Below are 16,574 nucleotides of genomic sequence, written 5' to 3'. Positions count from 1 at the left end.
CTCCCTTCCCCGGTTCACCGGTCTCCTCACTGCGCCGAATCCGCAGTAACGTCAGCACCCAGCCATTCTGTGCTCAGCTTGCCGAGCGTACCGTCTGTCTTCAGCTCCTTAATGGCACCGTCGATGGCATCCGACAGCTTCTGGGAATCGGCATCATCCTTGCGGAACACATAGAGAATGTCTGCGGAGGACAGTTCGGGACCGGTAGCCTTCAACTGGTTCTGCGGGTCAACGATCGGGAGGACAAAATCGGCAGCCAGTGTAGCATCCACACGGCCGGTAGTAATCTGTGCGGCTGTATCGTTGGCCGTTCCGCTTTGATAGACGATATTAATCGCATCCGCATTCTCTTTATTGTAGTTTTCAAGGATCTGCGCCTGTGCGCTTGTCGCGCCGACCAGTACCTTTTTACCTTTCAGATCATCCAGTGTCTGGATCGAATCATTATCTTTTGCTACGACAATACGGTTTCTCCAGTGGGCATAAGCTTCTTTGTTAAACGAGTATTTCAGCTCCCGCTCGGGATTTTTCTCCATAACATGGGCAACCAGGTCGATCTTTTTGGTTTCCAGGCTCAGCAGCAGGTTGCTGAAATCCATCGTCTGAAAATCAAATTCGTACTCCGGCAGCTTGTTATCAATTTCCTTGAGCAGCTCCACATCAAAGCCGGTCAGTTTGCCGTTCTCATCAATAAAGCATACCTGCGGGAATCCGGTACCCGTTCCCACAATGATCTTTGTTACCTTAGCCGCTGTATCCGCCGGTGCTGCTGCTTCAGCTACCTTGTTGCCTGTGCTGCCTGCGCTGTTTCCGCCTGCATTGTTGCTGTTATTTCCGCAGCCGGCGATCGCCAGCGTTAATACCGATGCAAATAAGAGCGAAATGGACTTTTTCATGTTTCTATCCCCTTTGAATGGATTGTGGTTTATTTATAAGTGTCTTTTTCAGCAGATACATAATGCCGTCGCCGTTCTGCGGATCAAGCTCCACGAAGCGCTCATATCCCCGGCGTTCATACATTTCAACCAGCCATGGATGCTTTTTCGCTGTGGCCAGCGTAACCTCAGGTGAGCCGAGCTTGCCGAGGATAATGTGCTCCTCTACCCAGTCCAGCAGCTTACCGCCATAGCCCTTGTTGCTGTAATCCGGGTGGGTGGCAAACCATTTTACAAAAGGCAGCGGGCTGAACTTGCGGATCTCCTCTTCATTCGAGAGGGTGATGGTAGCCACAACGGCTCCATCCACTTCAAGCACATAACACTCATTCGCAGTGATGTTGTCTTCAATCAGCGCCAGATCAGCGTTCGCCGCAGGCCAGTGCAGCCCGAGCTCGCGGATCAGCTGATAGGCACGGTATGTAACATCCAGCAGCTGCTCTGCATCCTTCAGCTCTGCCAGCCGGTAAACCTCACTCATCGCAAGCCCTCCATTCTTCCGGTTTATTAATTTTATAATCCCTATCGATTTAGTCGTGATTATATGCAATTAACTTTATCACTGCATGTGACCATGCGCTAATAGAGTTTTTTAATACATCTATACAATTAGTCGATTATCGACTTTACCCGGGGCTGCTTCCAGCAGCGTTTCAATAAACTCCGCATTCTCCCCGTTCAGGGAGATCAGGCTGGTCCGCAGGGAAATCCCCTCCGTCTCCGCGATATCCACCCGGATCAGCGTTCCTGCCGCCACTTCCTCCTGCACGCTCAGCGCCGGCAAAAAGCAGATACCCGCCTGCTTCAGCACCAGCTTTTTCGCCGTCTCCAGATTGTCCACGTGGTATTCAATATTCGGCGGCTGCTCCATGCTCTCGAATACGCGGTGCAGCCGCATCCAGTCCAGGGAGCCGCATTCGAAAAACACCAGCGTCTCAAAGCGGATATCCTGCAGCGTTGCGCGGCCGCTTGCGGCCAGCCGGTGTCCCGCATCCACATACAGCGAAATGGGATCCTCGCAGAACGGATACGTCTGAATCGCCGGGTTAACCACTTTGCGGATAAAAGCAAGATCGATTTCCTTAGCCTTCAGCTTATCGATCAGGACATCAGTCGAAGCCGTTGTCAGCTTGATCGTAATATGCGGATATTTCCGTTTCAGCCGGTGCAGCAGCTGCGGCATCAGATAGTTGGACACCGATACGGTGCTGCCGATCCGCAGTTCATTCGGAATATGGCCTTTGGCCTGAAGCTGATGCTTGCCGCTCTGATAGACCTGGAGAATCTGCTGGGCGTACGGCAGAAACTGTTTGCCTTTATCCGTAAGATGAACCTGCTTGCCCAGGCGGTCGAACACCCGGCAATCCAGCTCCCGCTCCAGCGATTGAATACGGGCCGTTACCGTCGGCTGCGAAATATACAGCACCTCGGCCGCTTTATTGAAGCTTCCATAATGGTTGATGTAGACAAACGCCTCAATATTATCAATATTCACTCCAAGCCCTCCCTGAAAAGCTTTATAATTTTAACTATTCCGATGAATTAACAATGATTTATAACCGTGCTTACCTATAGATTTTGTATATATATTAGTTACGCCTCATTTTTTTGTCAACATCTTTGCACTGTGCATCTGCCTGTTTTCCATTAAATTAATCACAAATATAGATAGAACTTTTCTATCCATTTATCGGAAAGTTTAAATCCCTCTTATGTCGCTATGAATTATCAGGTATAATAACAGCAATCAAATGACCGAATCCGCAGGATGAAGGGGGTTTATTGAATATGTCCAAAGAAATTATTATCCGTGACGCATCAGACAGCGACCGGGAAGCCATTGCGGGCGTGTTGCTGGATGCTTACAGCCAATACTCCGCTTATTTGCCCGAGGCTTTCTGGCTGGAGTACCGTAACTCCATCCTTGATTCTGTTCACGGAGATGCACCGGCTGCACGGATCGTCGCCGAGACTGACCAGCAGATTGCCGGCAGCATGCTGCTGTTCACCTCGTCGGAGGCCGCCTACGGCAGGCCCGAGCTTGGCATCCATGCCCCTGTGCTGCGCCTGCTTGCAGTTTCTACTGCCGCCCGCGGCCGCGGAATTGCCACGCTCCTGATTGGGGAAGCCGTTCGCAGATCCCGTGAATGGGGCGCAGCATCCCTTCATCTGCACACCTCCGACATGATGGCCTCTGCCATCAAGCTGTATGAGCATCTGGGCTTCAAGCGGGCCTATGAGACCGACATTATGAACGGCGAAACGCTGGTTAAAGGCTACCGGCTGGATCTGCTGTCCGACCCTGCATATGACGCTAACCTGCCGCTATCTGCGACCGGGTTCTGAGCAATCTGCGCTGCCGCGCGAATGTGTACGCTGCGGGTTGACCGGCCTTGTCCGGCCGGGGACCACGGCTTACAGCCGCCTTTCCACGCAATATGCGCCAGTCCCGCTTAGACCAAACCACATACTACTCGCCAACTCACGAGCTCTTACCGGGCCGACTGTCCGCGCAGTATCGCACTGCAGTTTAACATGCAAACAGGCCAGCCCCCGGGGCTGGCCTGTTTCACATATTGCTTTTGCAGCGTGTTAAGGTTGTAATATCCGTTTGTCCTTTGCAGCCTTGAGCCATTGCGGAAATTCATTCAGCAGCCGGTCGTACAGCTCCTCATCCGACACCTCTTCAATCCGGTCCAAATGCACAAAATCCGCATTATCCACGACCCGCCCCGTCATGTTATCCAGTCCTTCCAGCACTTCAAAATCGGAGTTCCCGATCCCGACAAACTGCCAGAAGATCGGCTGGACGGCTGCATTCTTAATGATTTTTTTCGTAGCTCTCACGACACCTCCGTCATTGATAAAAATAATAAAGACCGGAGTCTTATCCTTCTTCTCTTCCTTGGTATATTTGCGGATCACATCCTCCATGACGGGAGGCTCATTATTAAATCCAAACTTATGAATAGACCGGTTATTCAGAATATGCCGTTTGACGTAATCCCCGAAGTCCCGCTCCGTTACTGACTCCATCCGGCTGAACTCGTTATCATACACCCAGACATCCAGCACACCGTTGTCATCAAATTTGCTGGCCACAGCGAGAATCCGCTCAACCACTTCCTGCACCACGCCTCTCGCATACAGATTCCTCATGGAGCCGCTGATATCCAGAACAATGCCTACTCTGGCCGTTACGCCGGTCAGCTGCTTCTTTTCGAGGGTGAACTGGACGATTTTTTTACGCAGGTCGATCTTAGACAGAACAGGTGGATTTATAGCCTGTGCCGATGCTGCTGCAGATGATGCTGCCGCTGCCTGCGGGACAGACGGGTTAGCCGGAGCAGGTGTAAATGGCGGGACGGATGGATGGTTAGAAGCTGCTGCTGGCGTTTGTGCAGACAGGCTGGCGGATGCGGAGGCTGGTGCAGACAGCTTGTCCGGCGCCGCCGTATTATTAGCCCCTTTAACAGCCGCTTCCGCTGCAGCCGCAACCTCTGCGGACCCGGAGGATTCGACTTCTAATCCATAGTTCACACAAAACGCGGCCAGCCCGCCGTTAAACCCGCTGCCCACAGCGCTGAATTTCCACTCACCATTATGCCGGTATAACTCGCCTACTACTATCGCTGTTTCCTGCACTAAATCGGAGCCGTAATCAAAACGGTGCAGCTCCTCGCCGCTCTGCCGGTCCAGCAGCCTGACGTAGAGGGCGGACACATCCTTCATCCGGTGGTTCAGCTGCTCACCTTCGTAGATGGTTAGTGTCAGCGCGATCCGGGCAACTTTTTGTGAGAGACGGGGCAGCAAGACGGTAATGCTTTCCTTATCGCCATTTCCCGTAGCTGCGTGGCTGACGGCACCATCCTGAGATACCGGGTTTCCATAAAAAATAAAATCCTCATCCCGCTCACACTTCCCCTGCTCAGACAACAAAAATGCGGCGGCATCAATCCCCATCTCGGCATTCGCGGCCGTCCATCCAAAAGATAATATAAGCTCGTTCAGGTTCCTGCCCTTGGTCACATCCGTTTTTTGGCCTTTTAACAGCTGCATTCGTTCATCTCCTTAGCCTATTGGTATTTTCCAAATATTCATAGTTTAGGAATATCATACTCTCCGGGTTTTGTAAATTCAGCAGATTGTATTTACTCTTTCACTACTTTAATATTAAGGATACATATGATAGATAAGGGGCTTTACCAATGAATTTTACTTCGATTGACTTTGAGACCGCGAACGCGAGCCGCTCCAGCGCCTGCTCCCTGGGACTTGTCCAGGTTAGAGACGGTATAATAACGGCCGAGCATGTATGGCTGATCGATCCGCGCCAGCGGTTTGACGGCATGAATATTGCGATCCACGGCATTACCCCCTCCATGGTTCAGGGACAGCCTACCTTTGAGGAGCTTTGGAGCACGGTGGAGCCGCTGCTGCAGGACGAAATCGTCGTGGCCCATAATGCCGCGTTTGATATGAGCGTTTTGCGCTACTGCCTGGACGCTTCGGGGAACCGCTACCCTGATTTTCAATATTTATGCACATACTTACTCGGCAAAAAAATGCTCGATGAGCTGCCGTCCCATAAACTAAATGTCATCTCCCAGCATTTCGGCATCAGCCTGAAGCACCACGATGCACTCGACGACGCCCGTGCCGCAGCGCTGATTCTGCTGAAGCTGATGGAGCAGGATCAGAAGTTCGAGCCGCTGCTGCTGGCAGACAATCAGGGCTACACCGCCGGAAAAATGTTCGCAGGCGGCTACACCCCGTTCAAATCGCCGCCCAAAAAGACGCCGCGAAAGAAGCAGCCGCCCAAGGCACCTGCCTTACCGCCATCTTCTCCGTCTGCTAAGCCTTACTTTTGATCTGGGAGTGCCGGGCTGGCGGGCCGCTGCTATTCAGGCGGCCCGCCTCACTTTGCGTGGGCATTAGTGGAACCTGCACACTTTCTGCACGTGGCAATAACGGGATTTTTCTTATTGCTGCCAATTCCCTCTCGCCACACGCCATTAGTGGGATTTCTCCCCTTATTGCCGCCGATCCGCCTCACACGAGCGGAATCAAAGGCATTTTTGCCCTTCATTCGCTCATTCCGCCTCATACGAGCGGAATCAGAGGCATTTTTGCCCTTGTCCAATCCTCACGACAAAAAGCAGGCTCTCCCGAATCCGGGTGAGCCTGCTTCTTGATTCGGCTGCACGCCGGGGCTACCATCACACCTTATAGCCTGCTTACAGCTTCAGCCGGTACACCGCCTTATTCTCCAGCCCTCTGATAAATGGAGTCCATTCCTCAGTTTCCGGCGTGGTATCGAGCGCGTCCTCCACCATCTGCAGCTTGGCATCCATCGCATCAATATGATGCAGGGCGACCGCCTCGGCTGTCTGCGGCTGAACCGGACTGCCCCACTCGCCTAAATTGTGATGTGACAATACAAGATGCTGAAGCGCCAGCACCTTTTCCGACTCCAGATCAATACCTGTACGGATCGCCGCTTCGGTAATCCAGTTTGAAGCCATCGAGATATGGCCGATCAGCTTGCCCTGTACACTGTAATCCGAGACGATTCCGAAGCTTGAAATCATCTCTTCCGGTTTGGCGATATCATGCAGAATAATCCCTGCCCGCATGAGGTCAGGATTCAGGAACGGCCGCTGCTTGCACAGGAAATCTCCGATTTCGAGCATACGTACCATATGATAGGCCAGTCCGGCATAATAGGCATGATGATGGGTTTTGGCCGCCGGATAATGCATCAGCTTTTCCTCAACCTTACCGACACAAAAAGCAACGAGCGCCGAGATTTCTGCATCGCGGATACTGGACATCGCCCCTTTAATCGTATGCAGCAGGTCCACCGGACGGATCGGGGCCGAACGGATAAACTCAGTCAGCGATACACCATCTGATTCCTCAGCAAGCCGCATCTTGGTAATCTTGACCTGCAGCTTTTCCCGGTAGGTGTGGGCAATCCCGCGCACCTTCACCAGCGACATCGGAAAAAAGGTTTCTTTATCAGCTGTACTTACATCCCAAAATTTGGCGGACAGCTGCCCGCTGGAGTCACCGAGTACAATATCGAAATAATCCTTTGGAGGAGTACCGTTGGTTTGTTTGATTGCCAGCTCTCTAAGGAGATAAAAGCCTGTAAATTCATCCTGTGGAGATAGTTGCTTGATAAGTGTCATGTTGGAGCCTCCCGTTACTAACAGGCACACACCTGCTGTGTATAGTAAACTTTGTACATTGACTGCGAAATCCCTTTAAATACTATACGAATTTCCATATGAAATATGCCGCAGTTATAATAAGTCTACTATAATATAACCGATTAATACACTAAAAGGGGCTGCCCCCCGCCATTTGCACGGCTGAGGACAACCCCTTGCTAATACTCATTAATACTTACTTGCCTGCTGTTTCCAGAGCCGCTTTGATAGCTTCTACAGCTTTGGCAGAAACAGCTTTTTCAGCATCGTTGGCGCCGAATGCAGCTGCTTTGTAACCATACTTGTGCAGGCTGTTGCCGGTCGAAGTGGACTCAATTTCACTCTTCACCGCGAGTTGAGCGGCTGTCAGGTATTCAGGAGTCTTAACTTTTCCATTAGCATCCAGGTAATATACAAGCATTGCTACAGGAACATTGTTCTTTACAGTAACCATAACGTTTACGGATTTGTCAGTGCTTGCACCGATGAAAATACCGTTGAAGTAAGCTGCTTTGTGCGCTTCTTCAACTTCAGCTTTACCGTATGCTCTGTCTACTGCTGCTTTCAGTGCGTTGCTGCTGCTGGTTGCGCCGGATACGGCATCAACCTCTTGCACGCCTTCTCTTGTACCGGCAGCAAGGAAGCTTGCTGTCAGCTGCGGGATCGCTTTTTGCACTTCTGCATAAGCGGCCTTGCCCAGGTCTACCATGTTCATACCTACGCGGGACAGGACTACGTTTACGATTTTGCCGTTACGCAGGGTAACGTCAGCTTTGTTCGTACCTTTATCATAAGCGTCACCGTATGCGGTGAATGTGCCGTCTTTGTACTCGCCTTGTACTTTAGAAGCATTATCCAGAGCGTCAGCCAGAGCTGCTCTTGCTGCTGCAGTCAGTGCTTCCTGGCCTGTAACATCGGCAAGTGCTACACCCTTATCAAGCAGGCCTGCTTTCAGCTGATCAACCAGCGTCTTTTGTTCTGCAGTCAGTTTGGCGTCAGCAATCAGCTTGCCGTCCGTGCCAAACAGGCTCAGTGTCAGACCGGTTACTTTATCAGCTTCAATATCAGCCAGCAGCATGATTTTGGACTGGTTATCCACACCTGCAAATTTACCGTCAAAATATTGTCCTTCAGTCGGAACCTTCAGCGCTTTTTCGAATGCTCTTTCTACAGCCTGGTTCCAGCCGTGGCTGCTTTCGGTAGCGCCGGAAATACCGTCAACCTTCTCATCATAATTAGCGATATAAGATCCGTTTGCCAGCAGTTTGGCAGTCATCGGAGCATTTGCTTTTACCACTTCAGCATAAGCAGTTGCGCCTCTGTCAATCAGGTTGGTGCCAAGTCTGTACAGCTTCACATCTACAAGCTTGCCGTTGCGGATAATAACATCGGCTCTTTCTACGCCTACGCTTCTTGCAGTACCGTAGGAGGAGTAGAATCCGTCAATATAAGCGGATGTGTTGTTGATTGCAGCGTTCTGCTCTGCATCCCAGAATGCGTTGATCGCAGCTCTGGATTCCGCTTCGAAGCCTGGAACCGCCTGTGCGGAGGAACCTTTAGCCAGCAGTGCAGGAGTGATTGCGGCGATTGCAGCAGTCTGCTCTGCAGTGTAGTTCTTTTCGTCTACAAAATCACCAGCGGCAGTCAGAGGGTACAGCTTAACAGCAGTAAGGCTGTTCTCATCAAAGGTTGCAAATACAGCGTATTTGCCTTCAGGGTCGATACCCATGTGGTCACCTGCAAAATATGTTGCATCAGCAGGTTGTACTTTAAGCGCTCTTTCAAACGCTCTGTCAACAGACAGCTTCCAGCCGTTGCTGGTGCGGGTTGCGCCGGATACAGCGTCAACTGCTGCTGCGCCGTCTCTTGTTTTGCCGAGCAGCTTATCCTTCATCAGGCCGTAAGCAACCCATACGCCGCTGTAGTTATCACGGACATTACGGTCGATGAGCTTAGGGCTGGTTCTCATCAGCTCGATATCGGTAATCTTTCCGTCTTTAATGGTAACCTTAGCACCTTCAGTGCCTTTGGAGTATGCATTGCCGTAAGCAACATAAACTCCGTCTTTATATACGTTTTCTTTAACCGTTACAGGCTTCGCAGTTGCAACCGGTTTGGCTGTTGCTTTAGCAGTTGCTGCCGGTTTAGCAGTAGCTGCAGGCTTAGCAGTAGCTTTGGCAGTAGCAGCAGGCTTAGCAGTTGCCGCCGGCTTGGCTGTTGCCTTTGGTGTTGCCGCAGGCTTAGCTGTTGCTTTCGGCGTCGGTTTAGCGGTTGGTTTGGCTGTTGCCTTAGGTGTTGGCTTGGCTGTTGGTTTAGCGGCTGGTTTGGCTGTAGCTGCCGGCGCTTCCTCCGAAGCGGCCGAAACGGCATCAACAGTCAGCTTCAGAGCCGGTGCGTTAATAGTGTAAGCGAATGGCGCAAGCAGCAGGGCTGCGCTGATAGTCAAAGAAAATAATTTTTTCAATGCGTACTCTCCTTTACCAAATCCCCAGTAGTATATAGCTCTTCAAAACAATCCTCCTGCCGGTCTTCTCCTGTCCTTTCTTACGAAGAACAACCTGTTTCTTCATAAGAAAACATCCCCCCTCTCCCGTTCGTGCATGACCCGTTACCTCTCTCTTGAGAAGCTGCTTTTTCTTTTTTTTTTACTATTACTGGTGCATAAGGTGAAAAAAATCACATAAAAGGTGAATTAATTCACATAAATTTTCAAAACCTCAGCGAGGTAATTTCTGGCTTGATGGTAACAAATCCCGGCTTCTTTTCTCTGTATATAAAATCACACACCCTATAAGAAACATCACTATTTGTATTTAACAGGAAAAAAATATTTTCGAAAACTCTCAATTTCTCCCATTTACTCCGTCTTATGAGAACACTGTGATTTTACGTATTGTGCAGTCTGCAAAATCTATGATATTTTTAAACGATGTCATGTTTAGGAAAGGAGCATTTCCGGCAATGAAGCAGCCGCTTATCGGGGTCATTCTCGCCCAAATCGGAACACCTGATGCCCCAACCGCCAAGGCTGTCCGCCCTTATCTTCGCAGATTTCTGTCGGACCGCCGGATCATTGATTATCCGCCTATGCTCTGGCAGCCTCTGCTTCGCGGGATTATTCTGCGTGTTCGTCCGCGCAAGTCCGCAGCGCTCTATAGTGCTGTCTGGCATAAGGATGGCTCCCCTCTGCTCCTGCACTCGCTGGCTCAGCAGAACCGCCTGCAGGAACTGCTCGGCAGTAGTTTCCGGGTCGAGCTCGGGCTTGCCTACAGCCAGCCGGGCATGGAACAGGCCATGGCCTCACTCGAAGCCGCCGGCGTGCAGCGGATTATTGTCGTACCTTTATTTCCGCAGTATTCATCCACCACCACCGCTTCTGTCTATGACGCCGCCTGCTTCGCTGCTCTCGGCAGAAACAGCGCCTCAGGCCCGGTAACCAAACGCTTCGTACCCGCCCTGCGGTTTATTGATACATATTATGATGCACCCGGATACATCTCCGCCATGAAGCAGCACCTGCTCCACCACTTACAGGCATTAACCGCTAAGCCCGATTTCGCCGTGCTCTCCTTTCACGGTATTCCCAGCCGATATGCGGAGACAGGCGATCCTTATCCGGAGCAGTGCCATGAAACCGCCCGGCTGCTCGCAGAAGCCATGAACTGGGAACCGGGAAGCTGGCAGATCAGCTTCCAGTCACGGTTTGGCCGGGAGGAATGGGTCGGCCCCTCTACTGAGGAAGTGCTGAAGAGCCTGGCCGGGCGGGGAGTGCGCAGGCCAATGATTTTCTCGCCTGGCCTGGTGACCGACTGTCTGGAAACACTGCATGAGCTGGCTGTCGAAGGACGGGATTTTTATGTTTCAGGCGGAGGGGCCGCAGAGCATTTCCTGGCTGTACCGTGCCTGAACGATAGTGCGGAATGGCTGGATTTCCTGGCCGGACTGGTCAATGACAATGCCCGGGGCTGGCTGCCGGCGGCTGTTGAGCCGCCGAAGCCTGAGAAACACACCTGAATCCGGATCCCTCACCAAACACCTTTACATCGGAAGCTAAAATTAGACCCTTTTAATGTAAAAAAACCGCTGCCTCCGTCAATACAGCACGGAGCAGCGGTTGTTCGTTATGCGGGCATTCTTGATGCCTATGCAGTCAATTGTTTGTACTTGGCAGTCAGTTCCTCAAACCACACTTTATCCTGCAGGGACAAGGCGAAGTCAATCAGCTCGGCAATCTCGGACGGCTGCAGGTCAGGAGTATCATTGAAGCTTACCTCTGCTGATGCAGTCGCAGCGCCCTCCGCCCCTTCCGCAAAATCATAAGAGAATCTGAGCTTGATGTCACTTTCCATAAATTCGTTGCGGAGGAAATACAGCACCTCGCACATCAGGACCGGTCTGACATGATTTTCGAACACACAATCCATCACCTTAGCCCAGTATTGCTGGTTGCTGAGATGCAGCTTATCATTGGTTAGCAGATATTGCTCACCCTGAAAATCGTTAACAAATCTGAGCTCAAGCGGCTCCATTTTGAAGATGCCGGCAATCTGCTTCATTGTGATATTCACAATGTCCTGTGTTCCTAATCTGATCATCTCATACACCCCGTTCCATATATTTAAACTTTCTACAGCTTGTCTGGTAGTCGGCAATTGGAAAACAATTATAATTAATTTAAAAGTATTATCGTCCATTTCTACAGGATTGTTAATGTTTTTCATTAAATTCGACAAAAAAATGTTTCAAATTGTGATGAATTGGTTAATATTCTTCCCTTTATGACAGAACTGTAACCATTTAAGCTTTTTTTGGCAGGGAAATCGCCCCTCTGTGAGGAAAAATTGCAATAAAGAGTGAGGGGGCGACAGTAATGAACACTATTCAGCTTAAGGATTTTTTTACAACATTTAATGAAAATACTCCCGGGATCGGTGTAATCGCCAACTTTAACGGAAAAACAGTCTACCAGGACACGCTCGGCCTGGCCAATTGCGAGCACAGGATACCTATACAGCCTGACAGCATATTTAACCTAGCCTCTGTCTCCAAGCAGTTTACCGGAATGGCGATTCTCCAGCTTATGGAACAGGGGGAACTAGACGCCAAGGATAAGCTGACCCGGTTCGTACCAGAGCTCCGGCATTATGCCGTTGAAGTGAGCATCTATGAGCTGGTTCACCATACAGCAGGATTAACAGACTACAATGATCTTTTGTGGCAAAAAGCGCGCCAGAATGCCCTGCACTCCAACAACGCCGAGGTGCTCAGCTTACTTACACAGCAGGAGCAGCTCCGCTTCACTCCGGGCAGTACATTTGAATATTCCAACTCCAACTATGTGCTGCTGGCGCTGATTATTGAGCGGATAACAGGCTTGTCTTTGCGGGACTATCTGAGGAAATATATATTTGGGATCATCGGGATGGAGAACTCCACGGTTTTTAATGAAGAGCAGCCAGTTGTCCCTAACCGCGCTTACGGATATGAACAAAACGGAGAGAACTGGAAGTGTAATTACACAGACACGTTTGCCACCGGCGCGGCTAATGTCTTGTCTTCCTTAGAGGATCTGAAAAAGTGGGATGATGCTCTTTACAGCAATCAGCTGCTGGGTGAGGAGGCTAAACGCGCTATTTTTACTCCTGGTCTGGATTCATCCGGCAAGCCGTTAACCGAATTCTGGGGAGGCTACAGCTACGGCTGGATGATTCAGGAACGCTGCGGCGCCAAAACGATATGGCATACAGGCGGAGATGCAGGCTTCCGGAGTATTATTGTAAGATTCTATGAACAGCAATTCAGTGTAATTCTGCTCTGTAATTCAGCCAGCTTGGACTGGTCAGAGACTTATGCGTTTATTGAACGTTTGTATGCTGAGTTTCGTTAGGCAGGAATCTGAAGATAACAGCTGCCAGGTCACCTTATCCTCTCAGTTCAGGGCTAAACCGAAAAGAAAATCACCACGCAGGTTATCTTAGTGGAAAATCGCCACTTAATTCTCTGCGGGACCCCTTTTTCAGGAAACTAAGTGGAAAAATGCACCCTATTTTCACCCAAATCCCCTCCAACGCTCTAACTGGCCTGAAATAGATGGCGTTTTTCCACCTATTGGTCGCAGACAACGTAAAAAGCCGAAATTAAGCAGCGAAAATCCACTTACATTTAGCTATAAAAAAAGGCCTCCAGACCGGAAACCGGCTGAAGGCCTTTTCTATACGATGGAGTTATTGCTGCAGACAGCCGGTTAGCAGAACAGCGGCACCAGTTGGATGCCGTCTTCCGGCGAGATCCGTACCAGACCCTTGTCGGAAATCCGCAGGGTCGGGATAACGGCAAGCGCCAGCAGGGACAATGTCATAAAGGCATAATTTAGCGTGCAGCCTGCACCATACAGCGCCGTGCTGATTGCCGCAGACTGGGCCGCTGCCACTTCAAACGGCTCTGCTGACATCAGGCCGGCGATCGCCAGCGGGAATAGAGTGGTATCTGATTCCGTAATGACAGCTACGCCGCCCTGGGCTTCGGCAACAGCAGCTGCCGCTTTTGCCATCAGGACATCGCTATTTCCGATCACCAGCACGTTGTGGCTGTCATGGGCAACCGTCATTGCTATCGCCGCAGGCTCATGGAAGCCGATCCCTTCTACTACACCTACCGATTTGTTGCCGGTTCCCTTGTGCCGCTCGAACACAGCGATTTTGCAAAGGCCGCTGCCGACCTGCAGCTCCCCGTTCTCCACTGGCAGCTGAACGATCAGCTCTTCCGTCTCCACATGGTTCTCGATCACCTTGATAACACGGGTAGCCAGGCTGCCGGACTCCACTGGGGCATGAATGATGAAATCCTCCGGCGCCGGAAGCTGCTGCAGATGAACCGAGGCACGCACTTCCTCAGGATAGGTATAGACCGGCAGTTCAGCCGTCATAATCCCATTTTCAGCGACCACCACACCTGCTGCGATAGTCGTTACTACATGCACATCAGCCAGATTGCCGTCCAGCAAAATAATATCGGCACAGGAGCCCGGCGTGATCGAACCGATGTCACGGGCCACCCCGAAGCGTTCAGCGGTATTAATCGTTGCCATCTGGAAGGCGGTCACCGGCTTTACGCCCTGGGAAATTGCATGGCGCACCACGAAATCCATATGCCCTTCATCGCGCAGCGACTCCGAGCTCCGGTCATCGGTAACCAGCATCATCCGGCGCGGGTCCAGCCCGTGCTCCGTGTGGGCGGTGATCGTCTTCGCTACATCATGCCAGGCAGAGCCGCGGCGCATTTTGGCGTACATGCCCAGCCGCACACGTTCAATCACATCCTCAGCCGTTACACATTCATGATCTCCTGTTACGCCGGCTGCAGCATAAACCGGAAGCCTCCAGTCACTGGAGGGCCAGGTGAAATGTCCGTCAACATACCGTCCGGCACGCAGCGTCGCCTGGATTTCTCCGATCATTTTGTCATCGCCGTATACAACGCCCGGGAAATTCATCACTTCACCGAGAGCAATCACATCCTCCCCCCAGGTAAAAGCTTCCGCTACCTCAGCCGGTCCCAGCGAGGCGCCGGTGGTTTCAAACTCGGCACCTGCCGATGGTACACAGGAGGCCACCTGCATATAGGCTGCCAGCGGTGTGCCGCGCATTTCATCCAGCATCAGCTTAATACCCTTTAGCCCGAATACATTGGCAATTTCATGGGCATCAAAAAATCCGCCTGTCGTTCCCAGAGGCAGCACCGCCCGGGCAAACTCCGTAACGGTCAGCTGTGTACTTTCGATATGGCAGTGTCCGTCAAGCAATCCGGGTGCGATATATTTGCCGGCCGCATCAATAATCTGTGTCTCTTCTCCAATGGTATGTGAAACATCCTTACCTACATAAGCGATGCGTCCCCCCTGGACCGCGACAGACATCCCTTCCAGTATTTCTCCGGAAACCACATTGACCAGCTTCCCTCCAGTAATAACCAGGGATGCCTTCTGATCACCGCGGGCCGTAGCCACCAGCTCAGGCACACAATCCGCCAAGGGCTTTCTTTTGAATGACATGACTTCCACTCCCTCCGTATTTTAATAAAAACGGCTCTGCCGCCCCTCGCGGGGCGCAAGCCGTTTCCTGGGTAAAGCCGGGACAGCAGGCCGTCCGCAAGCTTCTCTAAACACCATTTCTCCAGTTGCCGTTCAGACGATTATCTACCTTTTTGTTCATACACGTCAAGTGCCGCCTGGACACTAAGGCCGGGAGATAGAGCATGGCCATGCCGCAAAAGGATTGCTTCAAGCGCCCCGAGCACGCGCAGCACATTATTTTCACGGCAGCTGAAGCCCATCGTACCGATACGCCATATTTTTCCCTTAAGCGGACCGAATGAGCTGGCGATCTCAATGCCGAAATGATCAAGCAGCATCGTACGCACCGACTCCCCGTCTATCCCCTCCGGAATCAGCACGCAGGCCACCACCGTCAGCTTGCAATCCGGATCGCCGTATAGTGTAAGCCCCATTGCTTGAAGTCCGGCTACCAGCGCCTGTTCATGCAGAGCATGCCTCGCATGGCGCGCCTCAAGTCCTTCCTCAAGCACCAGCCGCAATCCTTCACGCAAAGCATAGAGCATCGACGTCATCTCTGTATGGTGGTTCAGCCGCTGGGGACTCCAGTAATCCTGAAGCATTCCCAGATCAAAATAATTACTGCGCACAGGCGGCAGTTCCCCTGCCTCAAATCCGCCTGTTCTAAGCCCGCGTTCGACCTGCTTGCGCTTCAGCAGCTTGGCTTCTGCCCGTTCATTATACGTAACCGGAGCCATTCCCGAAGGAATCGACAGGCATTTCTGCGTCCCGCCGATGACGGCATCGAGCATCCATTCATCCGTCTCAACAGGCACGCCGCCGATGGTAGCCACAGCATCCACAATCAGCAGTACATCCTGTTCCCGGCAGGCCCGCCCGATTTCAGCCAGCGGCTGCATCCGTCCCGTAGACGTTTCACCGTGAACAATGGCCACTACATCCGGCTTGAAGCTGCGGACCGCAGAGATCACTTCCTCCGGAGCAAACACGCTGCCCCATTCTTTCTCTATCGTATACACCTCAGCTCCGCACCGTTCCGCAATCTCATGCAGCAGATGGCCGAACCGGCCAAAAATCGGAATAAGCACCCGGTCGCCCGGCGCAATCAGACTGACCATGACAGCTTCAATGCCGGAACGGGAAGTACCGTCAACCGGAAAAGCCCATTTATTGCCCGTCTTAAACAGCCCGCGCAGCATTTCCATCGTTTCATTCATAATATCCGTAAACTCGGGATCAAACTGGCCCAGCACCGGAAAAGACATAGCCCGCAGCACCCGCGGATCAACCTCTACCGGCCCTGGAGTCATAATACACCGCAAGGACGGCGACAAATCTTCGTACCGCTTCATG

Annotated in this window: 13 protein-coding genes; 4 read left to right on the top strand and 9 right to left on the bottom strand. The window is 51.6% G+C overall.

The genetic code is table 11. The features are described from left to right. Positions 1–26: 26 nt before the first annotated feature. The 3 genes from AC4G46_RS07110 to AC4G46_RS07100 all read right to left on the bottom strand — a co-directional run bounded on the left by AC4G46_RS07110 (position 27) and on the right by AC4G46_RS07100 (position 2,430). Positions 27–896, bottom strand: coding sequence for a transporter substrate-binding domain-containing protein (locus tag AC4G46_RS07110; RefSeq protein ID WP_491127301.1), 870 nt, complete (start codon positions 894–896; stop codon positions 27–29). A 4-nt stretch (positions 897–900) separates the two neighbouring features. Next, positions 901–1,416, bottom strand: coding sequence for a GNAT family N-acetyltransferase (locus tag AC4G46_RS07105; RefSeq protein ID WP_491127300.1), 516 nt, complete (start codon positions 1,414–1,416; stop codon positions 901–903). Positions 1,417–1,536: 120 nt separating this feature from the next. Further along, positions 1,537–2,430, bottom strand: a complete 894-nt coding sequence (locus AC4G46_RS07100) for a LysR family transcriptional regulator (RefSeq protein WP_491127299.1) — start codon at positions 2,428–2,430, stop codon at positions 1,537–1,539. Positions 2,431–2,717: 287 nt separating this feature from the next. Between AC4G46_RS07100 and AC4G46_RS07095 the strand changes: the two genes are divergently transcribed. Further along, complete coding sequence (locus tag AC4G46_RS07095; protein WP_491127298.1) at positions 2,718–3,281, top strand: GNAT family N-acetyltransferase; 564 nt, start codon at positions 2,718–2,720, stop codon at positions 3,279–3,281. 246 nt (positions 3,282–3,527) lie between these two features. Here AC4G46_RS07095 and AC4G46_RS07090 read toward each other — a convergent pair whose 3' ends face one another. Further along, positions 3,528–4,994 carry a VWA domain-containing protein gene (locus tag AC4G46_RS07090; RefSeq protein WP_491127297.1) on the bottom strand — a complete coding sequence of 489 codons (1,467 nt, stop codon included), beginning with the start codon at positions 4,992–4,994 and terminating at the stop codon, positions 3,528–3,530. A 149-nt stretch (positions 4,995–5,143) separates the two neighbouring features. Between AC4G46_RS07090 and AC4G46_RS07085 the strand changes: the two genes are divergently transcribed. Continuing rightward, the gene (locus AC4G46_RS07085; protein WP_491127296.1) at positions 5,144–5,806 is read left to right on the top strand and encodes a 3'-5' exonuclease; all 663 of its coding nucleotides are present in this window, start codon (positions 5,144–5,146) and stop codon (positions 5,804–5,806) included. Positions 5,807–6,172: 366 nt separating this feature from the next. Here AC4G46_RS07085 and AC4G46_RS07080 read toward each other — a convergent pair whose 3' ends face one another. Together AC4G46_RS07080 and AC4G46_RS07075 are read right to left on the bottom strand one after the other, a co-directional pair. Continuing rightward, complete coding sequence (locus AC4G46_RS07080; protein WP_491127295.1) at positions 6,173–7,129, bottom strand: 3'-5' exoribonuclease YhaM family protein; 957 nt, start codon at positions 7,127–7,129, stop codon at positions 6,173–6,175. Positions 7,130–7,346: 217 nt separating this feature from the next. After that, positions 7,347–9,614, bottom strand: a complete 2,268-nt coding sequence (locus AC4G46_RS07075; RefSeq protein ID WP_491127294.1) for an FMN-binding protein — start codon at positions 9,612–9,614, stop codon at positions 7,347–7,349. A 470-nt stretch (positions 9,615–10,084) separates the two neighbouring features. Here AC4G46_RS07075 and hemH point away from each other — a divergent pair, with 470 nt between their 5' ends. Beyond that, entirely contained in the window at positions 10,085–11,164 is a 1,080-nt protein-coding gene (gene hemH, locus AC4G46_RS07070; RefSeq protein ID WP_491127293.1) for a ferrochelatase, read from the top strand. A gap of 128 nt (positions 11,165–11,292) precedes the next feature. On the opposite strand, the gene AC4G46_RS07065 is transcribed toward hemH, so the two are convergent. Further along, positions 11,293–11,745 (bottom strand): hypothetical protein, encoded by a 453-nt coding sequence (locus AC4G46_RS07065; RefSeq protein WP_090719209.1) that lies wholly within the window; start codon positions 11,743–11,745, stop codon positions 11,293–11,295. Between the two features lie 275 nt (positions 11,746–12,020). Between AC4G46_RS07065 and AC4G46_RS07060 the strand changes: the two genes are divergently transcribed. Next, positions 12,021–13,037, top strand: a complete 1,017-nt coding sequence (locus tag AC4G46_RS07060) for a serine hydrolase domain-containing protein (RefSeq protein WP_491127292.1) — start codon at positions 12,021–12,023, stop codon at positions 13,035–13,037. A 357-nt stretch (positions 13,038–13,394) separates the two neighbouring features. Here AC4G46_RS07060 and AC4G46_RS07055 read toward each other — a convergent pair whose 3' ends face one another. Both AC4G46_RS07055 and AC4G46_RS07050 read right to left on the bottom strand, forming a co-directional pair. Further along, on the bottom strand, positions 13,395–15,200 hold the full coding sequence (locus AC4G46_RS07055; RefSeq protein WP_491127291.1) for an adenine deaminase: 1,806 nt from the start codon (positions 15,198–15,200) through the stop codon (positions 13,395–13,397). 140 nt (positions 15,201–15,340) lie between these two features. Further along, a complete protein-coding gene (locus tag AC4G46_RS07050) occupies positions 15,341–16,573 on the bottom strand; it encodes a pyridoxal-phosphate-dependent aminotransferase family protein (RefSeq protein ID WP_491127290.1) in 1,233 nt (410 codons plus the stop codon). Position 16,574: the final 1 nt, after the last annotated feature.

It is taken from the genome of Paenibacillus sp. fava2 (genome assembly GCF_058313675.1).
The sequence above is the reverse complement of the archived record's forward strand: the minus strand, read 5'-3'. Positions and strand labels throughout refer to the sequence as shown.

Excerpts from the sequence above, each read along its gene's own strand:
- AC4G46_RS07050 (WP_491127290.1), bottom strand. The coding sequence starts at position 16,573 with ATGAAGCGGTACGAAGATTTGTCGCCGTCCTTGCGGTGTATTATGACT.
- AC4G46_RS07055 (WP_491127291.1), bottom strand. The coding sequence starts at position 15,200 with ATGTCATTCAAAAGAAAGCCCTTGGCGGATTGTGTGCCTGAGCTGGTG.
- AC4G46_RS07065 (WP_090719209.1), bottom strand. The coding sequence starts at position 11,745 with ATGATCAGATTAGGAACACAGGACATTGTGAATATCACAATGAAGCAG.
- hemH (WP_491127293.1), top strand. The coding sequence starts at position 10,085 with ATGTTTAGGAAAGGAGCATTTCCGGCAATGAAGCAGCCGCTTATCGGG.
- AC4G46_RS07085 (WP_491127296.1), top strand. The coding sequence starts at position 5,144 with ATGAATTTTACTTCGATTGACTTTGAGACCGCGAACGCGAGCCGCTCC.
- AC4G46_RS07080 (WP_491127295.1), bottom strand. The coding sequence starts at position 7,129 with ATGACACTTATCAAGCAACTATCTCCACAGGATGAATTTACAGGCTTT.
- AC4G46_RS07110 (WP_491127301.1), bottom strand. The coding sequence starts at position 896 with ATGAAAAAGTCCATTTCGCTCTTATTTGCATCGGTATTAACGCTGGCG.
- AC4G46_RS07105 (WP_491127300.1), bottom strand. The coding sequence starts at position 1,416 with ATGAGTGAGGTTTACCGGCTGGCAGAGCTGAAGGATGCAGAGCAGCTG.
- AC4G46_RS07060 (WP_491127292.1), top strand. The coding sequence starts at position 12,021 with ATGAACACTATTCAGCTTAAGGATTTTTTTACAACATTTAATGAAAAT.
- AC4G46_RS07090 (WP_491127297.1), bottom strand. The coding sequence starts at position 4,994 with ATGCAGCTGTTAAAAGGCCAAAAAACGGATGTGACCAAGGGCAGGAAC.